Below are 23,102 nucleotides of genomic sequence, written 5' to 3'. Positions count from 1 at the left end.
TCACTTCCCCCCTTATGCAATCTCGCTTGGTTTTCTTAAACGCTCATGAATCTTATAAGCTGCATCTTTACCTTGCTGAACTGCTGTTACAACCATTGCCTCACCTTGTCCGTTTCCAAACACAACATCACCACATGCAAACACTTTTTTATTGGATGTTTGCATCGTCGTTTCATCAATATCGACAACCCCATGTGTATGCTGCAATCCAAAAGATTCAATTAATGATACGAAACGTGTTTGACCAATCGCTTTAATGACTGCATCGACGCTTATTATAAAGTTGGACCCAGCTATTTCTTCTGGTCTTTGGCGGCCATCTGCTCCTGGTGCACCTAGCTTCATTTTCGTGCATTCAATGCCAACAACTTCACCAGCTTCATTGCCGATAATTTTTTTCGGCGCAGTTAACCAGTTAAACTCCACACCATCTTGCTTGGCAAATTCAAATTCAAATTTGTAGGCAGTCATTTCTTTTTGAGTTCTTCTATAAAGAATTTTCACATTGTCTGCACCTAATCGCACAGCACAAGTAGCCCCATCAATTGCTGTATTACCAGCACCAATTACAGCTACGCGTTTCCCTACCATCTCAGTTGGAAGCGCTCCCACTTTTGTTTGCTTTACAAACTCAATTGCATCGTGGACGCCGTCAAGTTCTTCTCCCTCGATCCCAAGATTCGGCACTGCTCCCATACCAACTGCTAAAATAACACTGTCAAATTGTTCTAAAATTTCATCTGCGGAAATATCAATTCCAACCCTAGTATTTGTTTGAATATTTACACCAAGCTTCACAATTTGTTCAACTTCCCAATCAGCTACCTCATTTGGTAATCGGAATGACACGATGCCATAGCTTCCTAGCCCACCTGCTTTCGATTCAGCTTCATAGATTGTGACACTATAACCAAAACGACTAAGCTCACGTGCCGCCGAAAGACCCGCTGGACCAGCTCCAATAATAGCGACCTTTAGTCCATTACTTTCGCCTTTCTTAAATAGCTGTGCATTTGTCTCCATTGCCCAATCAGTAGCATAACGCTGTAGTTCGCCAATTTTAATTGGCTTCGTTGAGGAATTTAATACACATGCCCCCTCACAGAGCTCCTCTGTTGGACAAACTCTTGCACAACTTGCACCAATTGGGTTTGCTTCTAATATAGTAGTAGCAGAGCCCTTCATATTACCTGATGCAATTTTTTTTATGAAATTTGGTATTTGAATACTCGTTGGACAAGCTTTAATACAAGGTGCGTCATAACAATAGAGACAACGATTTGCTTCTTCAATTGCTTCATTTTTTGTCATTCTGCTAGTTAACTCAACAAAATTACGTTTAAGTTGCTTCGTCTTTTCATGTTCTTGAATCGGAACCATTTCCACATCCCCCTCATGTGTTCTTGATGTGACTCGCCATTGTTTAATAGCCGATTGTCTTGTTCTCCAGTCAAAACAATCGGCCATGCATTGCCTTTTATTCAATTATGTCTTATTTGATTTAGCCGGTGAGTGAACTTCACTAAATCGAAGAGCTATTTGCTATACTTTCTCCACTTATAAAATGGAAAATCTGCTGAAGCAAGTTATATTTTTATCGTTTCTGCAGCAGATGTTTTCAACTCTCGTTTTATAAAACGCCCACTACCTAATACACCGACAAATTCTTTTTCTTTAATAACGTATTCACCACGTACAAGGACAGAAATTGGTTCACCAGTAACTTCCCAGCCTTCATACGCGTTATAATCGACATTCATATGATGTGTTTTAGCGGAAATTTCGCGTTTTACATCCGGATCGAAAATAACAATATCAGCATCTGAGCCAATTGCAATTGTCCCTTTTTGAGGGAATAGACCGAAGATTTTTGCGGCACTCGTCGAAATCATATCGACAAATTCATTTATTGATATTTTGCCCTTTGCGACACCTTCTGAATATAAGATGCTAAAGCGGTCTTCAATAAACGGTCCACCATTCGGAATTTTTGAAAAATCATTTAATCCTAATTGTTTTTTACCGTTAAAGCTAAATGAGCATTGATCAGATCCAATTGTTTGTAATTGCTTCGCTTTTAGCGCATTCCATAGATGCTCCTGATGATATTTCGGACGAAGTGGTGGTGACCAAACGTATTTCGCCCCTTCAAAGCCTGGTTGTGCTAATGCAGACTGATCTAAAGTTAAATAAGGTGGACATGTTTCTCCATACACGTCGTAGCCTTTTTCACGCGCAGATATAATTTCGTCTACCGCCTCTTTACAAGTAACATGAACAACATACAATGTTGCGCCTGCTAAATGAGCTAGTTCAATCGCACGTTTTGTCGCTTCACCTTCTAACTCTGCTGGACGAGTAAGAGCGTGGTAAATAGGCTCTTTATGTCCCGCTTTTCTCGCCTCTTCAACAAGCTCGTCGATTACAGAGCCATTTTCACAATGCACCATAACGGTAGCGCCAACATCTTTTGCAATTTTAAAAGCTTTAAAAAGCGTGCGATCTGTCGCTTGGAATTCCTTTGCATAAGCCATAAAGACCTTTACAGATGTTATCCCTTCTTGCTCTAATAATACCGGTAACTCCGCTTCTGTCTCTGGCGTTAAATCACCAATCATTAAGTGGAATCCATAATCAATTGCTGATTTCCCTTTTGCCTTTTCATGCCACTTGTCAACAGCTGTAGAAAGCTTCTTTTCACCAGCCGTTAAGCAAAAGTCTAAAATGGTTGTTGTGCCACCAAACGCCGCCGCAATCGTACCAGATTTCCAGTCATCATCTGTCACTGTATTGTTAAAGGGCATATCTAAATGTGTATGCGGATCAATCCCTCCTGGCATAACATATTTGCCTGTAGCATCAATGATTTCTGCGCCTTCTACGGATAAATTTTTGCCAATTTGTACAATCTTTCCATTTTCTATAAGAATATCTGCCTCGTACACATCTGAAGCAGTTGCTACTCGTCCACCTTGAATGATTTTTTTCATGCTATCCCTCACCTTTCGTGTCAATTCAAGTAAATTATGTTGAATCTATTCTAGTAGCCTGATAGTTTGCAAAATCACCATAAAAATTTAACTTGCACTTAGCACAGCTGAGTCCGTCATGGTCAAATGTACTTATCTATTAATATTCTAGTAAAATTAATTTAACGTATACGATGCCCCTATACTAAATTTCGTTTGCATTGTTAGTACCGTTTCAAGTAGTACATCTGCTCCTTTTGCGCAATCTTCAAACGATGTTTCCTCCTCCTCGCAATGACTCTTACCATGAATACTCGGTACAAAAATCATTGCTGAAGGAATCATACTAGCTATATATTGCGCATCATGTCCTGCACCACTAAACATTCGATGAGCACTATAACCAAAGCGCTGGCATGACATTTCGATTTCATCACAAATTTGTGTATCAAACATTACCGTATCTCTACCCCACAGTTTAACTGGCTGTATGCGGCAACCCATATCCTCTGTCGGTAAGGCATTCAAAATCTCTACAACTCTTTGCATTACATCAGGCTTTTGATGACGCGAATCAATTGTAAATGTCACTTTATTTGGAATAACGGTATGAATATTAGGGAAAACATTCATTCGTCCAAACGTAAACACTAATTGTTCGTCAATTTCCCCAAGCTGTTCATGTAAAGACAACATTGTTTTTGCTGCAACAATCATCGGATCTTTGCGCATTGACATCGGGGTCGTGCCAGCATGATTAGATTCACCTGTGATAGTAATTTCATAACATACCATTCCAAGTACACCTTGGACAACGCCAATTTCTAATTGCTTCGCTTCTAGTACTGGCCCTTGTTCAATATGGAGTTCGATATAAGCGAGTGCTTCTTTTAAACGATGCTGCGGGTCACCCTCATAACCACTAGCTTTTAATGCCTCTTGAAAGGACATGCCATTTTTATCAACCGACTGTAGCATTTTGTCCTTCTCAAATTTTGAAGCAATTACGCCTGAGCTCATCATCGCTGGATCAAAGCGAGCACCTTCTTCATTTGTAAAATTAACAATCATTAATGGTACATCTAGCTCTACATCGTTGTCCTTCAATGTTCTAATCGCTTCTAAAGCTGTTAAAACACCTAAAACACCATCAAACTTGCCACCCTTTTCAACAGAATCTAAATGTGATCCCATGACAATTGGAGGAACTTCTTTTTTTCCTGGTAGAAGGGCATAGATATTGGCCATATCATCCACCTTGATTTCCATACCTAATTCCTCGCAACACTTGCAAAAATAATCCCTAGCTAAAACATCCTCATTCGAAAGAGACAAACGTGTTACGCCACCGTTTATAGTAGCCCCAAACTGACTAAATTGTTCAATTGAATCTTGCAATCGTCTACTATTACATTTATACATATGCAAGTCCTCTCTTTCACAGTAGTTAATAAACATTCTAAATTAGATAAAATTTACGAGATATGGATATAAAACTAAAAAAATATGTGCATCTGCACATGATATATGGTAAGTTATGTTCATATTAAGGGGGGAAACTATGGGAACGATTCGCAAAATTGTGGAGGGAGTTCAATTCCCTATGCTGACATTAGTAGCTGGACAAAGTGGAGCACATCGCAGAGTTACCGGTATAAACGTAGTAGAAAGCATTGATTTAATTATGTTTTGCCGACCAAATGAACTAGTCGTCACTACAGGTATTAACTTATCACAGCAAGAAGATTCCTTAGAACAACTCGTTAAGTTAGCTTACGCAAAAAAAGTAGCAGGCTTTATTATTAACATAGGCCCTTATATTTCTGCTATTCCACAGTCGATCATTACTTTTGCTAACGAGCATAATTTCCCTGTTTTTCAAATGCCTTGGCATTGTCGAATAGCTGATTTATTAAAAACTACTTTTCAATTTATTGCGAACCATCATCAAGAGCATTCCATCGAAGAAAAGGTCCTTTATAATTTACTTTTTCACTATAAAAAACATATGGACACGACAAAAGAACAACTAGCGCAACTCGGATTCCCACAAGGTAGAGAGCTTGCCATCATCACTTGCTCAACGATAGGCTCCCAGTCTAGCATTGACAGATATGAGGTCATGGTCCAATTTGCATTTCAACATCGCTATAAACGGTTTTTAAAACTAAAGTATAAAAATCACCTCATTTTTTTAATTGATAGGGCACAAATCAATACACCGAACATCCCCTTCTCGAAAATTGTTGAAGAAATCTATGATAAAATTAAACAAAAAAATGGCACCCTCGATATGATTATCGGTAAAGGAAACTATCAAAAAGAGCACGAAAATATACGTAAAAGCTATGAAGAATCATTAACTGTTATTCAATTAGCTCAGCTTCATAACAACCGATTCCTATACAAATATAAAGATATTGGCGCCTATCAAATTATTATGGCCGTTCAAAACCAACCATTAATGCAATCCTTTAGCCAAGATATATTAGGTCAATTACATCGCTACGATGAGCTACACAACACGGATTATGTAGCATTTTTACGCATTTTTCTTGAGGAAAATGGCAGTACGAGTAAAATTAGCGAACGACAATTTATACATCGTAATACCGTCCTTTACAAAATTAAAAAAATAGAAGTGCTTTTAGATATGGATTTAACAAATCCATTTACAAAAACAAATCTCTACTTAGCTTTTTTAATAGAGGATGTGTTAACACATCATTAATTGTAGTTTGTAGTATGGTACTCCTTTCAATATTTATATCTGAATTTTCAATCAATATATTGTCCTTCTAAAACAATTAAGCTATTCATATAAAGTAATAATGGAGTAAACGCCATCTGTTGCAAATAAGCGCAGCTTTAATAACTGGAAATAAGTTTTAGTAGTATTGCTATAAATTGAATAGTTCATCATTGCTAGAATTGAAGGAGGAATGTTTAGAATGGTAACGAATACAGGCGTAAAAGAATTAGGGCATTTTATTAATGGGGAAATTGTCGTTGGCAAAAGTGGGAACTTTTCTAATGTATATAACCCTAGTACAGGAGCAGTAATTGCACGTGTCCCTCTTGCAACAAAAGAAGAAGTGCAAGCGGCAATCGTTAGTGCTAAAAATGCATTTCCAGCTTGGCGCGGACTTTCCGTTGGGAAACGTGCTGAAATTGTGCTGAAGTTTCGGCAATTACTAACAGCACGCATGGATGAATTAATCGACTTGATTTGTACAGAAAGCGGGAAAACGATTGAAGATGCCAAAGGTGAAATTACAAGAGGCTTAGAGTCTGTTGACTTGGCAATCAATGCCCCTCATTTAGTAAAAGGCGAATATTCAGTTAATGTAGGTGGGAATATTAATGCATATTCTGCAAAAGCACCACTTGGCGTTGTTGCAGCGATTTCCCCTTTTAATTTCCCCGTGATGGTTCCACTTGCTATTACAAGTATGGCAGTTGCTGTAGGGAATGCCGTTATTTTAAAACCGTCTGAGCGTGTTCCTTGCTCTGCACTCTTTTTATCAGAGCTTTGGAAGGAAGCAGGTTTACCAGATGGGATTTGGACAGTCATTAATGGTGACAAGGATACAGTCAATGAGCTTTTAACGAATCCTTCCATTGAGGCTATTTCATTTGTCGGATCAACACCCGTTGCTGAATATATTTATGCAACAGGCTCTAAACATGGGAAACGTGTCACAGCATTAGGTGGAGGCAAAAACAATATGGTTGTTATGCCTGATGCAGATTTAGAACAAGTTGCAAATGCCTTTTTAGGTGCAGCTTATGGTGCTGCATCACAACGATGTATGGCCATTTCTACAATCATTCCAGTTGGCGAAACTACAGCTGAAAAGCTTGTAAAAATATTAGCTGATAAAATTGCAGCTTTAAAAGTAGGACCTTATACTGACCAAGAAGTTGATTTTGGTCCTGTTATTACTCAATAATCGAAAGATGCCATCATCGGCTTTATTGAACGCAGTCTTAAAGAAGGTGCTACTATCGTGTGCGATGGTCGTCAACCAGAAATTTCGAAAAAATCTAATGGTTTTTATTTAGGCCCAACATTATTGGATCACGTAAAACCAGGTATGGAGATTTATGAGCAGGAAGTATTCGGACCTGCTCGTAATGTCGTACGTGTGCAAACATTGGAGGAAGCTATTGATTTAATTAATAATCACGAGTTAGGAAACGGCGTAACTATCTTTACAAATAATGGAGCAGCCGCTCGTAAATTCACTTCTGAAATTGAAGTGGGTATGGTTGGCGTAAACGTGCCTATCCCAATACCTGTCGGCTACCATAATTTTGGGGGCTGGAAACGTTCAAAATTTGGTGAAGGTCATATGTTTGGACCAGACCAAGTCCGCTTCTTTACGAAAGCTAAAACAATTTCCGAAAAGTGGTTTGAAGATACTACAGAATCTGCATCATCCTTTGCTTTTCCTAGTAATAACGACTAGAAATACAAGCCGTCTCACTGTGCATATGAGACGGCTATTTGTTACTAAAAAACTGATGTACCAACTTGGCCATCAGTTTTTTAGTGCTTACTTTTTCTTGTTATTTATATCTTTTTTGTTCGTTTTTGGAACATCTGTGAAATCTGCTTCTTCCCCTGCCTCCATACCATAACTCGGATTGCTATTAATACGAGTATGTGGATCGAAGTCCGCATCCTCATCCAAACGCTTCATGAGAATTGGAATTGATACAAGTCCAGCTAGTCCGACAAGCGCATATACCCATCTAGACAATACCGCTGTTTGTCCACCAAATAAATAGGCGACTAAATCAAATCTAAAAAATCCTATTAGTCCCCAGTTAATTGCACCAATAATTACGAGAACTAAGGCAATCCTATATAATACACCCATTCGTAGTACCTCCTTTCTTCTATAGTGTGGCGAAGCAAATCACATGTTTGGCAAAGGTAAACCTTCACCATTGTAAAATGCAACACTTTGCTATGACTAATGGCAAACTGACCATTGGCCAATGTGTCATGTAAGTTATTTACAACACTCATAATGACGGTCTTATTTTTCGCAATAACTGTTTTTTTATACAAAGGTACGCTTTGCTAGTCCATAACTGCAAAAGAGCATACAAAAAGCAATAATAAATTTATTAGCGCTTAATATTTAGTACTCGTTATTTACCTTTATGAAATGACTTTTCATGCTGAAGTAACCATTCTTTCCGCCATAAACCGCCAGCATAACCAGTTAAAGTTCCATTTGAGCCAATAATACGATGACATGGAATAACAATGCTTAGTTTATTTTTGCCATTTGCATTGCCAACAGCTCTTATCGCTTTTTCATTGCCAATTGACATGGCAATCGTTTTATAAGTCCCTATTTCAGCGTATCCTATATTAGTCAATGCTTGCCATACTCGGTTTTGAAAGTTGGTGCCTTCAACGCTATATGGAAAAGTAAAAGTAAAACGTTGTCCTTGAAAATATTCATCCAATTGCTTTAGGCAATCAAGTAAAATTTTCGGTGTTGAATCATTTTGGATATTTATTATTTGTTGTCGCTCGGAAAACATAATTGAACAAACAGCTTCATCACTTCCTATAATTTCTATAATACCGATAGGAGAATTGTAATCCAATTTATACTTTGTCATATAATGACCTCCATAAATAAAAGGTTGCATATGCTTGCCACCCTTGCCATTGTGCTTCAAACTCTTTTAATTCATCTATTGTCGGTTTTCGATCTAATGCTAGTTGCATTTTCAAGGCATTATGAAGCCCTACATCTGCAATCGGAAACGAGGTTGGATCATGAAAACATTTCATTAGGACATAATCCGCAGTCCATGCTCCAACTCCTCTTATTGCCATAAGAAATTTCTTCATGCTCGTACGATTTTGTTCCTTCAACAATTTTTCTTTATTTAATTCACCACTTGCCATCGCTTGTGCAATTGTAATTATATATTCGGCTTTTCGAACAGTAAATTGTAATGCTTGTACATCTTCTACTTCTAAAGACGCGATTTTTTCACATGTTGGAAATACCCAATAGGTTTCCCCTTTATACGTCACACTTTCACCAAAATGTTCAACAAATCGTTTTTTTAGTGTATAGGCGAATGTTAAATTTATTTGTTGTCCGATAATCGCCCATACAAGTGCTTCAAATAAATCAGGAATACCTATTATCCGTAATCCATAATATTTTTTTACAGGTTGCTGCAAAATAGCATCTTGTTGTGCCATGTTATAAAAAGGCGCCAAGTTTCGATCTAAGTCGAACCATTCCCTTATATAAGCTATCACTTGTTCAACAGCAGCTTTGGAAGGCGTTTTGAGTGGAAAGTGAACCTGAATCTTTTGTGCGCTATAGCCAATTTTACATAGGATGAATTCATTATTAATTTTTAGTAATTTGTATAAAATTTTATCTTTTATCGTATGCAGTATTTCTTGATCGGATCTAGCTAAAAATAATAAGCATTCATCATAATTAAATAGCATTGGCGTACTTAGCTCGATGTGGCATTTTTCATCTGACTGTTTCATATTCATAGCTCCTTATATTGAAGGCTTCGATATTCAGTAGGAGAGCAATTTTTTTGGCGACGAAAAACTTTGTAAAAATTAGAAGAACTGCGAAAACCAGTTTCAAAGCAAATTTCTAAAATGGTTAAATTCGTACTCTTTAGTAAATGTGCTGCTTTATCAATTCTTATTTTTTCTAAATAAGTTCGTGGGGTTTCAGCCGTTGCTTGTTTAAATAATCGTTCAAGATGGAATGGGCTTATCCCAACATGATTGGCAATATGCTGCAATGTAAGCGATTGCTTGTATTCTTTCATTAAAAATGATGTAACCGCTTTGATAAGTTGCGCATGTGGAGAGTGCTCAACTTCAGGTTGACACCGTTTGCAAGCACGAAAGCCTGCTTGCTCAACCTTTGTTATATCATCGTAAAATGCTACATTTATTTTTTTCGGTTTTCTTGATCTGCACGAGGGACGACAATATATTTTTGTCGTTTTCACTGCCGTAAAAAATAATCCATCATAAGTTCGATCACAAGCCATTATTTTCTCCCACATTTCATCAAATGAAAGATTTATGGTACTGTCCATTAAATGCCTCCTTGCTTCAGCTATTTTTCATATAAAAATGATGTATCTCTCGTCTCGACTAACTGTGTCGCATTTTTTGTCAAATAAGCAATGATTGTATCTGATAATGCATTGCCAAAGCTAAAACGTTTAACGCCTAATTCTTGTAGCGTTTGACAATTCGTTAAACCTGGTAACGACATTAAATTAATGGGAGCATCTATAGCTGAAGTAATTTCTTTTATTTCTTCATGATCTATCAGCCCTGGTATAAAAATTCCACTAGCACCACTGTCCACATATGCCTTTGCTCTTGTCATTGTTTCCAAAAATGGCTGCTCTAATTGAAAATATGTATCTGTCCTTGCATTAATAAAAAAGTCTTTATAGCCATGCTGATCTAACATTGTTCTCATTTTTTCTAATAGGGAGCAATGTTCATTCATATTTCTTAGTCCTTTTTGTTGTTTTAGTGAATCCTCAATATTGATACCTGCTACACCAATATCGGCTGTTCTTAATACATTATCCAAAATTGTTTTCGTATCGCTGCCATACCCTGCCTCAATATCTGCTGAAACTGGGATATTTACATTATCCGTAATCGCTTTAATTATAGCTAAATGTCTATTAAAATCTATACATTCTCCATCTGCATAACCGAGCGAATTCGCAATTCCCCAGCTTGTAGTACCAATTGCTTTAAATCCTGCTTTTTCTAGTGTTAATGCAGATAGTAAATCCCAGGCATTCCCTAATAATAATAAATCTTGTGTGGCATGTAACGCATTGAATGTTTTTATTGTCGTCATATTTAATCCCCCTATACGTGATAGATATCATCTTAACAGGGGTTCAACAGTCATTTCGTCCTCATTCTTGCTGTTATGGTCTATTGCAGGCACTTTAATGACAATGAAAAAGCCACCTCTTTGCACCAATTATTAAAAATCCCTTCTAGCATAATGCTAAAAGGGACTTTTATTATTTTTGCCAATTACTTAATTCTTTTAAAAGCTCTGGTAATTGTAGTTTTCTCACATCTATCGGTGGTAATGCATCAATAAATTCTTTTCCATACGATTTTGAGCTAATACGACGATCTAACACAATAAATGCGCCCTTATCTTGCGAAGAACGGATTAATCGGCCAAAACCTTGCTTAAAACGCATAATCGCTTCAGGTAAAGACAGCTCTGTAAATGAGTTGCGCCCTTGCATTGTAAGGTGTTTGGCACGTGCCTTGAACACTGGCTCCTCTGGAGAAGAGAATGGCAGGCGTACAACGATTACGGAAGATAGTGCGTCACCTGGGACGTCTACTCCTTCCCAAAAGCTATTTGTTCCAAATAACACTGCCTGGCTAAATTTCTGAAACGATTTGAGAATACGCATCCGACTACCACCTGTAACACCTTGTGCAAAGAGCATATAGTCATCGAGTAGTTCACTATCTTGTATTAGTTCAACTGTTTTTCGCAGCATATCTTGTGCAGTAAATAAGACAAAGCAGCGGCCTTCTGTCATGCGAACTGTACGTGTAATGGCGTGCGCAACTGCCTCAATATATTCCGCCTGTGTAACTTTTTGAATGTCCGGCATATCTGTGACGATAAACGCCTTTGCACCTGCATAATACGAAGGAGGTGCCTGTAACTGTACGACATGCACACTGTCTGAAATACCAAGCTGACGTGTAATAAAACGTTCATTGCCTGGTACAGTTAATGTTCCTGAAGTCCAGACGATACTTGCTTGATTACGGAGTGGTGCAAGTACCTTTTCAATTATTGGTGTGACATTTACTGGCTTTTTATAAACATGTAGACTCCCTGGTACACTGCGCAAATCAAACTCAAACCACACTGAATTATCATCCTGTGGTAAAAGGAAAATTTCCTCCCATTCAGCAATTCTTAGCTTCATTTCACGAATCCAATAATGCCACTCGGATAATATAAATACTTCATTTTTGTCTAATTGCTCAATATTATTTTCAAAAGCTTTGCCAGCTTCTACTGCAAGGTCTAGCCATTGCTGTAATAGTTTGCTTACTTGTAAAAGTGGCTCTTTTGCAAGTAATACATCCTCTAAAAACAGTGTACACTTGCTACTTGTTTGTTTGCCTTTAATTTGCTGTTGTACTTTTTGTACTACACGCTGGATTGTTTCGTCAAATACACGCTGTAGACGTATAAATTGTTTATCTAGTTGCTGTAAGCTTTGCATCGGAATGCGCTGCTTCTTCTTGGCAGCCTGACTAAATTGCTGAAAGAGAGCTGTTTCTTCCATTGTACCAATTTGGCCAAAAACATATTTCCATTGTGTATACGAAAAGACCGTTTCATCCTGTTGCATAGCTGCTTGAATAACTTGATGGGCTTCGTCAATAATCCAACCATCGATTTGTGTAAAAATTGGCGTTTGACGAACTAAATCACTAATTACCATCGAGTGATTCGTCACGATGCAATCCGCTGTTGCACTATTTTTTAATGCTTGCTCGTAGAAATCAAAGCCTTTTGTCGATTTTTCATCAGGTATTTTGCGGATTTTTTCTAAAAATAGCTGTCCTCCACCAGAAACATTAAGTTCACTTAACACACCTGTTTGGGTTTTTGTCAGCCATACTAGCAATTGTAAAATTGTAAAGGTATCGTCATATGATTCATCTGCATATGCTATACACTGCTCAAAGCGTGCGAGGTCAATATAATGTTGCATGCCTTTAAGTACAGCAACATTTACTTTTGTGCCAAGAATTTTTTCGATTTTTGGTAGTTCCTCTTCGACAAGCTGCTCCTGTAAATGTGCTGTATACGTACTAATCGCTATCTTTTTATTGTGCGCTCGTGCATATAAAATACAAGGTAAAAGATAGCCAACCGTTTTACCGATGCCTGTAGAAGCCTCGATAATACATTCTTCTTTCGTGTTTAATGCTTGCCAAATCGTATCCATCATTGCAAATTGAGCAGGTCGTTGCTCGAAGTTAGGCATAGCCTTTGTCATCATTGCTTCTTTGTCTTTTGCCGTTTGAGGATAAGGTGCTAGTTCCGGCTTAAAAACCTGTTTTTGACGACCATCACAAATCGCAAAATTGCGATAGTAGGTAATATGTTCATCAGTCGAACTTTGATGGCGTTTTATTTGTAGTGCCTCAAAGAAAAGCTGGGATAAATTAGATTTTAAACGGAACGAGCGTTTATGCATTTGTTCAAGCGTTAGCTGCGGAAGGTTTAGAAGCTCATTCCAACTACGTTTAAAAAGCTCAGCTGTTGCAAGTGCGTCATCGTCCGCTCTATGTGCATTTTCAAGTTCAATATTTAAATCCGCTGCTAAATCACCTAGCTTAAAACTAAGTGACATAGGGAATAAAATTTTTGCTAGCTCTACCGTATCCATTTTCTTACCATGCCATTTCGGTAAACCAGCTCGTTTGAATTCTGCTTGTAAAAAGGATAAGTCAAAATCGGTATTATGCGCGACAAAAACACAATCGGCAATCAATTCATATATGTAGTCCGCATGTGCCTCAAACGGCAAGGCATCTTTGACATCCTCGTCCGTAATATGCGTTAAATCTTGAATAAAGGACGGAATAGATTTACCTGGATGAATAAATTTTGAATAAGTTCGTTCTATTTCCCAATCCTTCATAATTACAATGGCAATTTGAATCATACGGTCACCATTTGCTGGAGAATGACCTGTCGTCTCCAAATCAACAATTGCATACTTTTGACTTTCCATCATACATCTCAACTCACAGTTCACATTAGATAGATGAATTTTATCATAAATTCATCGCGCTGGTCATCCTTCCACCATCTTGGATGAAAGAAAACGCTTTTTCGCTAATGTTTTTCCATAAAACTCCTCTAAATTGTTTGAAAATTGTTTAAGTGCCTGACACTTTAACATAGACAACTAGCAAAACATAGGCTTCTAAAAGCGTAAAAATCCACTTCGCTTTCCGGCGGGCACAATGTAAGCCGCAACCGTCGCTATCGCGCCGCCTGTTGCGTCTTACATTGTGTGCTATTCCCGCAGGAGTCTTCGTGGATTTTTACTTAGTTATAATAAATTTCCTTACTTGCAGTGCTGCTTGATTTCAAAATTTTTTCAGAATTGTGTGAGTGACTGGCACTTTTAAATAGACAACTAGCAAAACATAGGCTTCTAAAAGCGTAAAAATCCACTTCGCTTTCCGCGGGCACATTGTAAGCAGCAACCGTCGCTATCGCGTCGCCTGTTGCGTCTTACATTGTGTGCTGTTCCCGCAGAAGTCTTCGTGGATTTTTACTTAGTTATAATAAATTTTCCTACTTGCAGTGCTGCTTGATTTCAGAATTGTTTCAGAATTGTGTGAGTGACTGGCACTACAATATAGTTGCTTCAGGCTCGTAGGCAATCATTTCTTTTATTGTATTACCTTCTCCCATAATCGCTACAGTTGGTTTATGTTCTTTTGCCTCTGCATTATCCACATAAACATAAGAGATAATAATGACGATGTCTCCGCGTTGTACAAGGCGCGCTGCTGCACCATTTACACAAATAACACCTGAGCCACGCTCACCTGCAATAATATAAGTTTCAAAGCGAGCACCATTATTATTATTTACGATATGCACTTTTTCGTTTGGTAGCATACCAACTGCATCTAAAATATCCTCATCGATTGTGATGGATCCTACATAATTTAAATCCGCTTCCGTTACAGTAGCACGGTGGATTTTGCTATTCATCATCATTCGTAACATGTTATTTTCCTTCTTTCACATTAAAGATACAATTATCGATTAATCGCGTTTGACCGATATAGACAGCAGCTGCTAAAAGGACTTGTTCCGTTTGAGCTGTTACTGGTAGTAGGTCTGGGTAAGCCAATAATTCAATATAATCAATTTTTCCATGTGTGCGTGCAGTGATGTGCGCCTTTGCTTTTGCCAGTGCCCCAGTTGCATCACCATTTGCTAGAAAGCTATCTCTAGCAAGCTGTAAAGCCTCATATATAGCCGGTGCTTCACTACGATCTTTAGCATTCAAATAGACATTGCGCGAAGATTTTGCTAAGCCATCCTCCTCACGTACGATAGGCACGACACGCATTTCTAACGGGAAATGATAATCACGTACCATCGTAGCGATAATAGCCGCTTGCTGTGCATCCTTTTGACCGAAATACGCACGGGTTGGCTGAGTTAAGTGAAATAAAATTGATACGACCTGTAATACGCCATCAAAATGCCCTGGTCGGCTTGCGCCACATAAAATTGTTGCCTGCTCGCCTGCATAGATGCGAATACCACCATTATGCGGATATATTTCTTCAACACTTGGTGCAAAAACAATATCTACACCTACAGATCGTGCTAAAGCCGTGTCTCGTTCTAAATCACGAGGATAACTTTCAAAGTCCTCGTTTGGACCAAATTGCGTCGGATTAACGAAAATACTCATAACAACAAGGTCATTTTCTACACGTGCTTTTGACGCTAATGTTAAATGGCCTTCATGCAAATAACCCATCGTTGGCACTAAACCAATTGTTTTTTGCGCTTTCTTAGCTGTTTGAATTTCTGCAGTTAGTGCTTCGATTGTCGTGATGACTTTCATTTATTTAACGCCTCCGTATAACTGATCCAAGGCTTCATCCTTCATCGTGAAGGAGTGGTTTAATGTAGGGAATGTCCCAGTCTTCACTGCATTTACAAAATTAGCAATACCACTACTTGCTTCACTTCCCATATCGGCATAACGTTCCACAAATTTTGGTACATGATGTGATCCATAGCTAAGCATGTCATGGAAAACTAACACTTGTCCATCTGCTTCAAGTCCAGCGCCAATGCCAATCGTAGGAATAATTAGTGCAGCGGAAACTAGCTCTGTTAGCTGGTGTGGAATACATTCTAATACAATTGCACAAGCGCCCGCAGCTTCACACTTTTTGGCATCCTCAATAAGTTGTTTTGCCTGTTCGGCTGTCTTCCCTTGTACCTTATAGCCCCCAAGCACTCCTGCTAATTGCGGTTGCAAGCCTAAGTGCGCAACGACCGGGATCCCTGCTGATGTTAATTTACTAATAACCGGCAGTACATCCCCCGCCCCCTCTAGCTTAAGAGCATCTGCACCAGTCTCCTGCATCATAGATACCGCAGTTTTTAAAGTGTCGTTAATATCACCTTGATAAGACCCAAATGGCATATCCACGATAACAAACGTATTTTTTGCCCCGCGACGGACAGCTTTTGCATGGTGAACCATATCCGCTACGGTAACTGGCATCGTTGAAGGATAACCAAGCACTACCATTCCAAGCGAATCCCCTACGAGAATCATTTCAACGCCTGCTTCTTCTGCAAATGTTGCGGAAGGGTAATCGTACGCTGTTAACATGACGATTTTCTCTCCTGCTGCTTTCATTTTTAAAAAATCTGATGTCGTCTTCATTGTGTAGTCCTCCTTTTTTTAAGGAAAAAAACAAAAAGACCTTTCTATTCCTTAAAATGGACAGAAAGGTCATGTGTTCGTTCAGAACCGTTTTACCTCATTGTTGTTAACATACCAGCAGGATTTTGTTTGCTATGCAACTAAAAATCCGTGACATGACGATGAGGTTTTAACTTCATTTAAACAAATAGAAACCAGCCATTTCAACTTTTATAGTTAGGCTATTTCTACTGAATCAAGTTAAATTTTGAACGCATCGTTTTCTTCCGTCCCTGTCTATAAAGATCAAGGCAGATATTTGTTGTAATTTGTAAATTGCTTTTGAAGGTGCCGTTCACAAAGGATACTGCCCTTCAGCACTACTATAACAGATTCCAATTAATCTTCAAATATTTTTTTCTAGCAATGGACGTCCCCTAGTATTTCGTCCGAACATTTTTTTCACAAAAATTGACAAACACATATTATACGTCATATACTATCAGCATACTATACAGCATATAATATAAAACCTTGTATAGGTAATTGAATGTGAGGTGGAAAGATGACATTTCAGCTAGGCTCCGCATTACTCGATGCTTGTGTACTTGCGATTGTTGATAAGGAAGATGCATACGGCTACTCATTAACACAGCAGGTACAATCTGTGATGGATATATCCGAATCAACGCTGTATCCGGTTTTACGCCGTTTACAAAAAGCAAACTACCTAACAACATATGACCAGCCCTACCAAGGGAGAAATAGACGGTATTATCAAATAACCGAGCAAGGGCGTATACGATTGCTAGAGCTTTTACAGGAGTGGCAAATGTATAAGCAAAAAGTTGACTGTGTACTTTTAGGAGGGAAATTAGATGGATAGAGTAAGCTATTTAAAAAAGCTACGAGGCAAATTAAGTCGGCTTCCTGCGCATGAGCTAAATGCTGCGCTTGTCTATTATGAAGAGTATTTTGATGAAGCAGGCGCAGAAAATGAGCAGCAAGTCATTTCACAACTAGGTTCTCCCTCTGTTGTTGCTTCACAAATAATGGCTGACTTTGCTTTAAAGGATTTAGATGCAACACCCGCTTCTACAAAGAAAAATATGACCGCTATTTGGCTCATTATTCTTGCAATATTGTCGGCACCATTATCTTTACCAATACTAGCAGTTGCGGTAGCACTTATGATATCGGTTGGAGCAGTCATTTTTAGCGTTGTTGTGGCGATTGTTGCAACAGTTCTAAGCATCTTTTTAGGCGGTGTTGTGGCACTCATTGCAGGCTTCTTTGTTTTAACAGAGCACTGGCCAACAGCATTGCTCTTTATGGGAATAGGACTAATTGTAACAGGATTGGGTGTTTTACTTTTCCCTGCCGTAGCACGCTTGATTAAGAAAATTGGTCTTGTTTGTGTGGAAGTATTGGCAAGTTTATTCCGTAAAATTACAAAAAAGCGTAAAGGGGGATTTTAGATGATTTCGCGATACAAGCTCATTGCGCTTAGTATGATTACTTTAGGTATTTTACTTGCCGTAATTGGTTTTTCCTCTGGAGGAAGATGGTTTATCATAAAAGAAGATAATGGCTTCACTGTCCCAGCTAAAAATGGGCTCGAAAATAATTTTTATGCACTTGAAGCATTTACAGATTTACACATAAACAATGACTACGGGGATGTTGAAATACTTCAGTCAGATAGCTATACATTAGAAACAAACGTTATGAAAAATACGGACGTAACTTATAGTATGAAAGATGGCACTTTGACAGTTGAAACGAAAAGTAAAAGAAAAAGCGGTATGACGATTGGCATCGGGACATTCAAATCACCTTCCATAAAAATTACTGTTCCAAAAGATACAAAATTAAATTCCATAGTTATTGACAGTAATTTTGGCGATACAACGCTTAAAGGATTCGATTACAAGCAATTAAGCCTTAATGAAGATTATGGAGATATTCTACTGAAGAATATTGCAGGAGAAAAAACGGAGATTACTCAGTCTTTCGGTGATTTAACACTCAAGCAATTTAAAAGTAGCGGTCTTGTTGTTGAAAGTGAACATGGGGATATTACTATTAATGGGACACTGAACGGTCAATCCAACATCACCTCTAGCTTTGGAGATACTTTGCTACACTTAGACAATAAAAAAAGTGATGTAGGTTTCGAATTGAATACAAGCTTCGGAGATATTTCAGTAAATGATAGTTCGCAAAATAGTAAGGTTTCTCAGCTCCTTGCAGGAGAAAATCAGCTAAGCGTTTCACTTTTACATGGAGATATAGCATTATCTCTAAAATGATAACAAGATGCTGGGATAAAATAGAAAAAGAGTTAGATTGATTGCAATCAATCTAACTCTTTTTTGCTATGCCGTTGATGGCATGGCCGGTACAACGGTCGCTTTTCGCTAGAGTTAACTTTTACCCCTGTTTCTAAAAGCAATGTCGAGTAATTTAATTTTTTATAAAATTTTAATATCCCCCGAATAAATTGTTCGAATTGTACCATCATTTAATGTTAGCTGTAGCACACCTTCATCTGTAATGCCGCTAGCAATGCCTTCAAAACGTTCTCGTAAAGTCGTCACTTCGATACGTTGTCCTATTGTGCATGACATTTGCTCCCATAGCTCTTTAATACTGGAGAAGCCCTCTTTTACGAATAGCTCAGTAAACTGCTCTAAATATTGTAAAATCGTTGCGACAAGTGCAGCACGATTAATTTCTTCTCCTGCAGCTATGCGTAGCGATGTGGCAATATTTGCGATGTCAGGAGAAAAATCTTTTTCTTGCTGGTTAGCATTGATACCAATCCCGACAAGTAATGCTTGTACAAGGTCTGCCTCTGCCTGCATTTCTGTTAAAATCCCCGTACATTTTTTTCCGTTTATCAGTAAATCATTTGGCCATTTTATTGCAGGCTCTACATGTTTATATAATGTTTTAATGGCCATTGTAACTGCAACGGCAACGACAAGTGTAAATGAAGAAGCTTGCTGTGGTGATACATCGGGTCGTAAAATAATGGTCATCCAAATACCTGTACCTTTTGCTGATTCCCATGGTCTAGACATGCGACCGCGCCCTGCCGTTTGTTCTTCACCAATAACAATCGTTCCATCTGGGGCACCTTCTTGTGCTAGCTTATGCGCAATTATTTGTGTAGAATCCACGACATCAAAATAGTGAATTTGTCGTCCTAACCGCTCTGTTTTTAAAAATAATTCTAATTGTGTTGGACTTAAGCTATTCGGCACACCAGTTAACACATAGCCTTTTTTCTTAACCGTTTCAAAAGTGTAGCCTTCCTCCTGTAACGTCTGCATATGCTTCCAAATAGCAGTACGTGACACCCCTAGTGAATCTGCCAAGTCTTGTCCTGAAACTGCCTCACCGCTAGCTGCTAATAATCTTTTTAAAATTTCATCCTTCATGGACATACTCATACTCAAACCAATCCTTTAGTATTTTTCTTCATTGCACCTAATCACAACAATGGCATTTCAAATATATCATCTATAACGAACTTGTCTCGTTAGCAAGAGATGCAATAAGATTTACCATTCATGCTTTAAAATACTGTATAAAAGGGAATCTCGCCAGCCATCTCTTAATAACAAATCTTGTCGTATTTTACCTTCTTGAGTCATGCCGATTTTTTCTAACACTTTTGCAGAGCCTAAATTTCTCGGGTCACAAGTTGCAAAAATACGGTGTAAATTTAATGTACTAAATCCAAATTCAATTAGTAGCTTCGATACTTCTGTAGCATACCCCTTTGCCCAATAGTCTGGGTGAATAATATAGCCAATCTCACCTTGTCTATTCGTAAAATCTGGAATATTAATTTCCCCAGCACCGATTAACCGTTCCTTTTCCATAACAGCAAAAACAAAGCGACTTCTTGGCATGTTTGTAGCTTCCAACATTACTTGCGTGACAAACTCATATGACTCTTTTTCGGAATTAGGACCCCATGGTTGATATTGGCAAACAATTGGTTGCGATGCATATTCATGTACAGCTTTCCAATCGTGTTGCTCTAACTCTCTCAGTATAACTCTCTCTCCTATTAGATGGTCAATCATCATCCACCCCACCTTGATTGAAATTTTGTTTATGTATAAATCGTTTCTAGTTTTCACTCAAAATGCTAATAAAAAGATAAAGCAAGTGACCTTGTAATGACGTAATTTAAATGGTCACTTTTTGTCACTTGCACTATTTTCATTATATAATCAACTATTTATCCTTTAAGGTCATACTCGCGCTCAAACCAATCCTTAATGTGGTTTTGCTCATTAGTAAGTTCCCCATTCACAACGGCCGTTAAAATTAATTGTAAAGCTTCTTTTAACCATGGTCCCCGTTTTTGTCCTGACCATTGCAATAAATCCATTCCATTCACTACAAGTTCTTGGCGATGTCTTATAGGTAAGCTTGCCTGAACCTCCCGTATGCTTTGCTGCGAGTGGTTCATTAGCTCTTTCAACTGTGCAAAGTATTGTGCCGCTTCGAGCTCCTCTAGCGAATACGTAAAATAGTCCATACTTGTCCAGCCCTTTTGTAACGCATGGAACGCACCTAAAACAGCCTTAACAAATGCCATTTCCTTATTCGATAAACGATAGGCACGCAACACTTCCTGCCATTGGTCACCTTGTATAAGAGCAAAATACGCCCAACCGCAAGTTGCATTTTGTACAGAAAAGCCTTGCCATTGTTCGACTTGGAAGTCACCTTGCAAATAGGACACTAAGCCACTTTCTTCAAGCTTTTTAATGCCATTATAAACATCTTTCCCTACCCACAGCTTATCAAGTTCAGCCTTAATGCGCTCTTTGGCAACCCAGGCAATATCTGAAGCCTTTTCCTGTATTGCCTGAAGTGTCTCAGCTTCGATCGTAAAGCCAAGCTGTGCTGAAAAACGCACAGCCCTTAGCATTCGTAAGGCATCCTCAGCAAAACGCACTTTTGCTTCTCCTACTGCTCGAATAACGCCAGCCTCAATATCACGCTGCCCATTATAATAATCTACAAACGTGCCATCTCGACGCATAGCTATTGCATTCATCGTAAAATCACGGCGCTGTAAATCCTCTTTCAGGGACCTTACAAAATGGACTTCCTCTGGTCTTCGATGATCAGTATACTCTCCATCTGTGCGATACGTTGTAACTTCAACTGGTGCTGTTGGCTCAAGAACTAGCACGGTGCCATGTTGAATACCAATATCAACGGTACGATTAAAAACAGTTTTAACTTCTTGTGGCAATGCATTTGTCGCTACGTCTACATCATGTGCTTGACGATTTAATAGGGCGTCTCGCACAGCTCCGCCTACGACAACTGCCTCAAAGCCTGCTTCCTCTAATTGTTCAATAACTGAGAAAGCAGCTTGCCATTCTTTATTGTTTTGCATGGTTTTTTTCAGCAACCTTTTCATACAGTTGTTCATACTGCTCGACAATTTTAGATGAGTGGAATTTTTCACTAACTGCTCGCATCGCTGCTTCGCGGAAACGAAGTAGCTTATCTTCATCGTTCAATAACTGTACAGCATAGTCAGCTACAGCATCCGTATCGCCTAATTCCACTAAATAGCCATCTACACCATGATCAATGACTTCTGGTATTCCACCAACGGTCGTACCAATACATGGCACACCACAAGCCATTGCTTCAAGCAATACAAGTCCAAAAGATTCCTGTTGTGACAGTAATAGCTTCAGATCACTAATAGCGTACAATTCATCTAAATTTTCTTGTTTACCTAAAAATAAGACGTCCTTGACATACGGGCTTTCTTTTACTTGATCCATCACGCGATGCTTTTCGGGTCCATCCCCTACTAACAATAGCTTCGCTTTTATATTTCCTCGGATTTTCATAAACGCATCAATAATATGAGGGAGGTTCTTAATTTTACGGAAGTTAGAAACATGAATGATGACTTTTTCATCTTCTTGAATGCCAAACTGCTCTTTTAAGTTACCAGCATCTTGCGGACGATAGACACGCTCATCCACGAAGTTATAAATCGTTTCAATTGGCTTTACAGTATCAATAAGTTCGTAGGTTTGTTCTTTTAGTGACTCTGAAACTGCAGTTACAATATCAGACTTATCAATACCATATTTGATAGCTTGTGACAGCGTAGAATCCTGTCCAAGTACGGAAATATCCGTGCCATGGAGTGTTGTCACAATACCAATATTTTGCCCACTCATTTCTCGGGCTAGCACCGCACATACGGCATGTGGGATTGCATAATGTACATGTAGTACGTCTAACCCTTCATCTTTAATCACGTCCGCCATTTTACTCGCTAATGCAATATCATACGGCGAATACTGAAATACTGAATAATTGTTCACTTCTACTTCATGGAAAAAGACGGTCGGATAAATTTTATTCAATCGAAATGGTACGCTTGAGGTGATGAAATGAATTTCGTGCCCTCTCTCTGCAAGCATTTTTCCTAATTCTGTTGCAATAACACCAGAGCCTCCAACTGTTGGATAACAGGTAATGCCGATTTTTAGCTTTCTCATTCGATAATCATCCTTTCTAAATTCACGTCTT

Annotated in this window: 20 protein-coding genes and 1 pseudogene; 5 read left to right on the top strand and 16 right to left on the bottom strand. The window is 38.6% G+C overall.

Going from position 1 to position 23,102, the window contains the following annotated elements; genetic code table 11:
• Window positions 1-12: 12 nt before the first annotated feature.
• The 3 genes from ACIQXW_RS03625 to ACIQXW_RS03615 form a co-directional block, all read right to left on the bottom strand.
• A complete protein-coding gene (locus ACIQXW_RS03625; RefSeq protein WP_402759941.1) occupies window positions 13-1,380 on the bottom strand; it encodes an NAD(P)-dependent oxidoreductase in 1,368 nt (455 codons plus the stop codon).
• Window positions 1,381-1,586: 206 nt separating this feature from the next.
• A complete protein-coding gene (hydA, locus tag ACIQXW_RS03620; RefSeq protein ID WP_340825160.1) occupies window positions 1,587-2,990 on the bottom strand; it encodes a dihydropyrimidinase in 1,404 nt (467 codons plus the stop codon).
• A gap of 156 nt (window positions 2,991-3,146) precedes the next feature.
• Window positions 3,147-4,391 (bottom strand): Zn-dependent hydrolase, encoded by a 1,245-nt coding sequence (locus tag ACIQXW_RS03615; RefSeq protein WP_402759939.1) that lies wholly within the window; start codon window positions 4,389-4,391, stop codon window positions 3,147-3,149.
• 139 nt (window positions 4,392-4,530) lie between these two features.
• On the opposite strand from ACIQXW_RS03615, the gene ACIQXW_RS03610 reads away from it, so the two are divergent.
• A complete protein-coding gene (locus ACIQXW_RS03610) occupies window positions 4,531-5,700 on the top strand; it encodes a PucR family transcriptional regulator (RefSeq protein ID WP_402759937.1) in 1,170 nt (389 codons plus the stop codon).
• A 220-nt stretch (window positions 5,701-5,920) separates the two neighbouring features.
• Window positions 5,921-7,441, top strand: a pseudogene (locus ACIQXW_RS03605) (CoA-acylating methylmalonate-semialdehyde dehydrogenase).
• An 87-nt stretch (window positions 7,442-7,528) separates the two neighbouring features.
• Here the strand turns inward: ACIQXW_RS03605 and ACIQXW_RS03600 are convergent.
• From ACIQXW_RS03600 to panB, 9 genes are all read right to left on the bottom strand, one after another.
• Window positions 7,529-7,855: a DUF378 domain-containing protein gene (locus tag ACIQXW_RS03600; RefSeq protein ID WP_340825165.1), complete on the bottom strand. Its 327-nt coding sequence runs from the start codon at window positions 7,853-7,855 to the stop codon at window positions 7,529-7,531.
• A 277-nt stretch (window positions 7,856-8,132) separates the two neighbouring features.
• Window positions 8,133-8,615, bottom strand: coding sequence for a methylated-DNA--[protein]-cysteine S-methyltransferase (locus ACIQXW_RS03595; RefSeq protein ID WP_402759935.1), 483 nt, complete (start codon window positions 8,613-8,615; stop codon window positions 8,133-8,135).
• Window positions 8,602-9,516, bottom strand: coding sequence for a DNA-3-methyladenine glycosylase family protein (locus tag ACIQXW_RS03590; protein ID WP_402759933.1), 915 nt, complete (start codon window positions 9,514-9,516; stop codon window positions 8,602-8,604). Before ACIQXW_RS03590 ends, ACIQXW_RS03595 begins: the two co-directional genes overlap by 14 nt.
• 2 nt (window positions 9,517-9,518) lie before the next feature.
• Window positions 9,519-10,088 carry a bifunctional transcriptional activator/DNA repair enzyme AdaA gene (locus ACIQXW_RS03585; protein WP_401018705.1) on the bottom strand — a complete coding sequence of 190 codons (570 nt, stop codon included), beginning with the start codon at window positions 10,086-10,088 and terminating at the stop codon, window positions 9,519-9,521.
• 20 nt (window positions 10,089-10,108) lie between these two features.
• On the bottom strand, window positions 10,109-10,879 hold the full coding sequence (locus ACIQXW_RS03580; protein ID WP_402759930.1) for an isocitrate lyase/PEP mutase family protein: 771 nt from the start codon (window positions 10,877-10,879) through the stop codon (window positions 10,109-10,111).
• Between the two features lie 172 nt (window positions 10,880-11,051).
• Window positions 11,052-13,823, bottom strand: a complete 2,772-nt coding sequence (dinG, locus tag ACIQXW_RS03575; RefSeq protein ID WP_402759928.1) for an ATP-dependent DNA helicase DinG — start codon at window positions 13,821-13,823, stop codon at window positions 11,052-11,054.
• A gap of 626 nt (window positions 13,824-14,449) precedes the next feature.
• Complete coding sequence (gene panD, locus ACIQXW_RS03570) at window positions 14,450-14,833, bottom strand: aspartate 1-decarboxylase (RefSeq protein WP_340825172.1); 384 nt, start codon at window positions 14,831-14,833, stop codon at window positions 14,450-14,452.
• Window position 14,834: 1 nt separating this feature from the next.
• Window positions 14,835-15,689 (bottom strand): pantoate--beta-alanine ligase, encoded by an 855-nt coding sequence (gene panC / locus ACIQXW_RS03565; protein WP_402759926.1) that lies wholly within the window; start codon window positions 15,687-15,689, stop codon window positions 14,835-14,837.
• On the bottom strand, window positions 15,690-16,526 hold the full coding sequence (panB, locus tag ACIQXW_RS03560) for a 3-methyl-2-oxobutanoate hydroxymethyltransferase (protein ID WP_340825175.1): 837 nt from the start codon (window positions 16,524-16,526) through the stop codon (window positions 15,690-15,692).
• A gap of 544 nt (window positions 16,527-17,070) precedes the next feature.
• On the opposite strand from panB, the gene ACIQXW_RS03555 reads away from it, so the two are divergent.
• From ACIQXW_RS03555 to ACIQXW_RS03545, 3 genes are read left to right on the top strand one after another with little or no spacing between them, the layout of a single operon-like run.
• Window positions 17,071-17,391 (top strand): PadR family transcriptional regulator, encoded by a 321-nt coding sequence (locus ACIQXW_RS03555; protein WP_173478483.1) that lies wholly within the window; start codon window positions 17,071-17,073, stop codon window positions 17,389-17,391.
• The gene (locus tag ACIQXW_RS03550) at window positions 17,384-17,983 is read left to right on the top strand and encodes a DUF1700 domain-containing protein (RefSeq protein ID WP_340825178.1); all 600 of its coding nucleotides are present in this window, start codon (window positions 17,384-17,386) and stop codon (window positions 17,981-17,983) included. The genes ACIQXW_RS03555 and ACIQXW_RS03550 overlap by 8 nt, the downstream gene beginning before the upstream one ends.
• A complete protein-coding gene (locus ACIQXW_RS03545) occupies window positions 17,984-18,817 on the top strand; it encodes a DUF4097 family beta strand repeat-containing protein (protein ID WP_401018710.1) in 834 nt (277 codons plus the stop codon). It begins immediately after the preceding gene.
• Window positions 18,818-18,979: 162 nt separating this feature from the next.
• Here the strand turns inward: ACIQXW_RS03545 and ACIQXW_RS03540 are convergent, their stop codons facing one another.
• The 4 genes from ACIQXW_RS03540 to bshA all read right to left on the bottom strand — a co-directional run bounded on the left by ACIQXW_RS03540 (window position 18,980) and on the right by bshA (window position 23,071).
• A complete protein-coding gene (locus ACIQXW_RS03540) occupies window positions 18,980-19,963 on the bottom strand; it encodes a biotin--[acetyl-CoA-carboxylase] ligase (protein ID WP_401018712.1) in 984 nt (327 codons plus the stop codon).
• Between the two features lie 111 nt (window positions 19,964-20,074).
• Complete coding sequence (locus ACIQXW_RS03535; protein WP_402762427.1) at window positions 20,075-20,605, bottom strand: GNAT family N-acetyltransferase; 531 nt, start codon at window positions 20,603-20,605, stop codon at window positions 20,075-20,077.
• A 158-nt stretch (window positions 20,606-20,763) separates the two neighbouring features.
• The gene (locus ACIQXW_RS03530) at window positions 20,764-21,939 is read right to left on the bottom strand and encodes a CCA tRNA nucleotidyltransferase (protein ID WP_402759922.1); all 1,176 of its coding nucleotides are present in this window, start codon (window positions 21,937-21,939) and stop codon (window positions 20,764-20,766) included.
• The gene (gene bshA / locus ACIQXW_RS03525) at window positions 21,926-23,071 is read right to left on the bottom strand and encodes an N-acetyl-alpha-D-glucosaminyl L-malate synthase BshA (RefSeq protein WP_340825185.1); all 1,146 of its coding nucleotides are present in this window, start codon (window positions 23,069-23,071) and stop codon (window positions 21,926-21,928) included. The genes ACIQXW_RS03530 and bshA overlap by 14 nt, the downstream gene beginning before the upstream one ends.
• Between the last annotated feature and the right edge of the window lie 31 nt (window positions 23,072-23,102).

This window comes from Lysinibacillus sp. NPDC097162 (genome assembly GCF_044762185.1).
Classification (GTDB): Bacteria; Bacillota; Bacilli; order Bacillales_A; family Planococcaceae; genus Lysinibacillus.
This window is presented reverse-complemented; position numbering and strand designations above follow the sequence as displayed.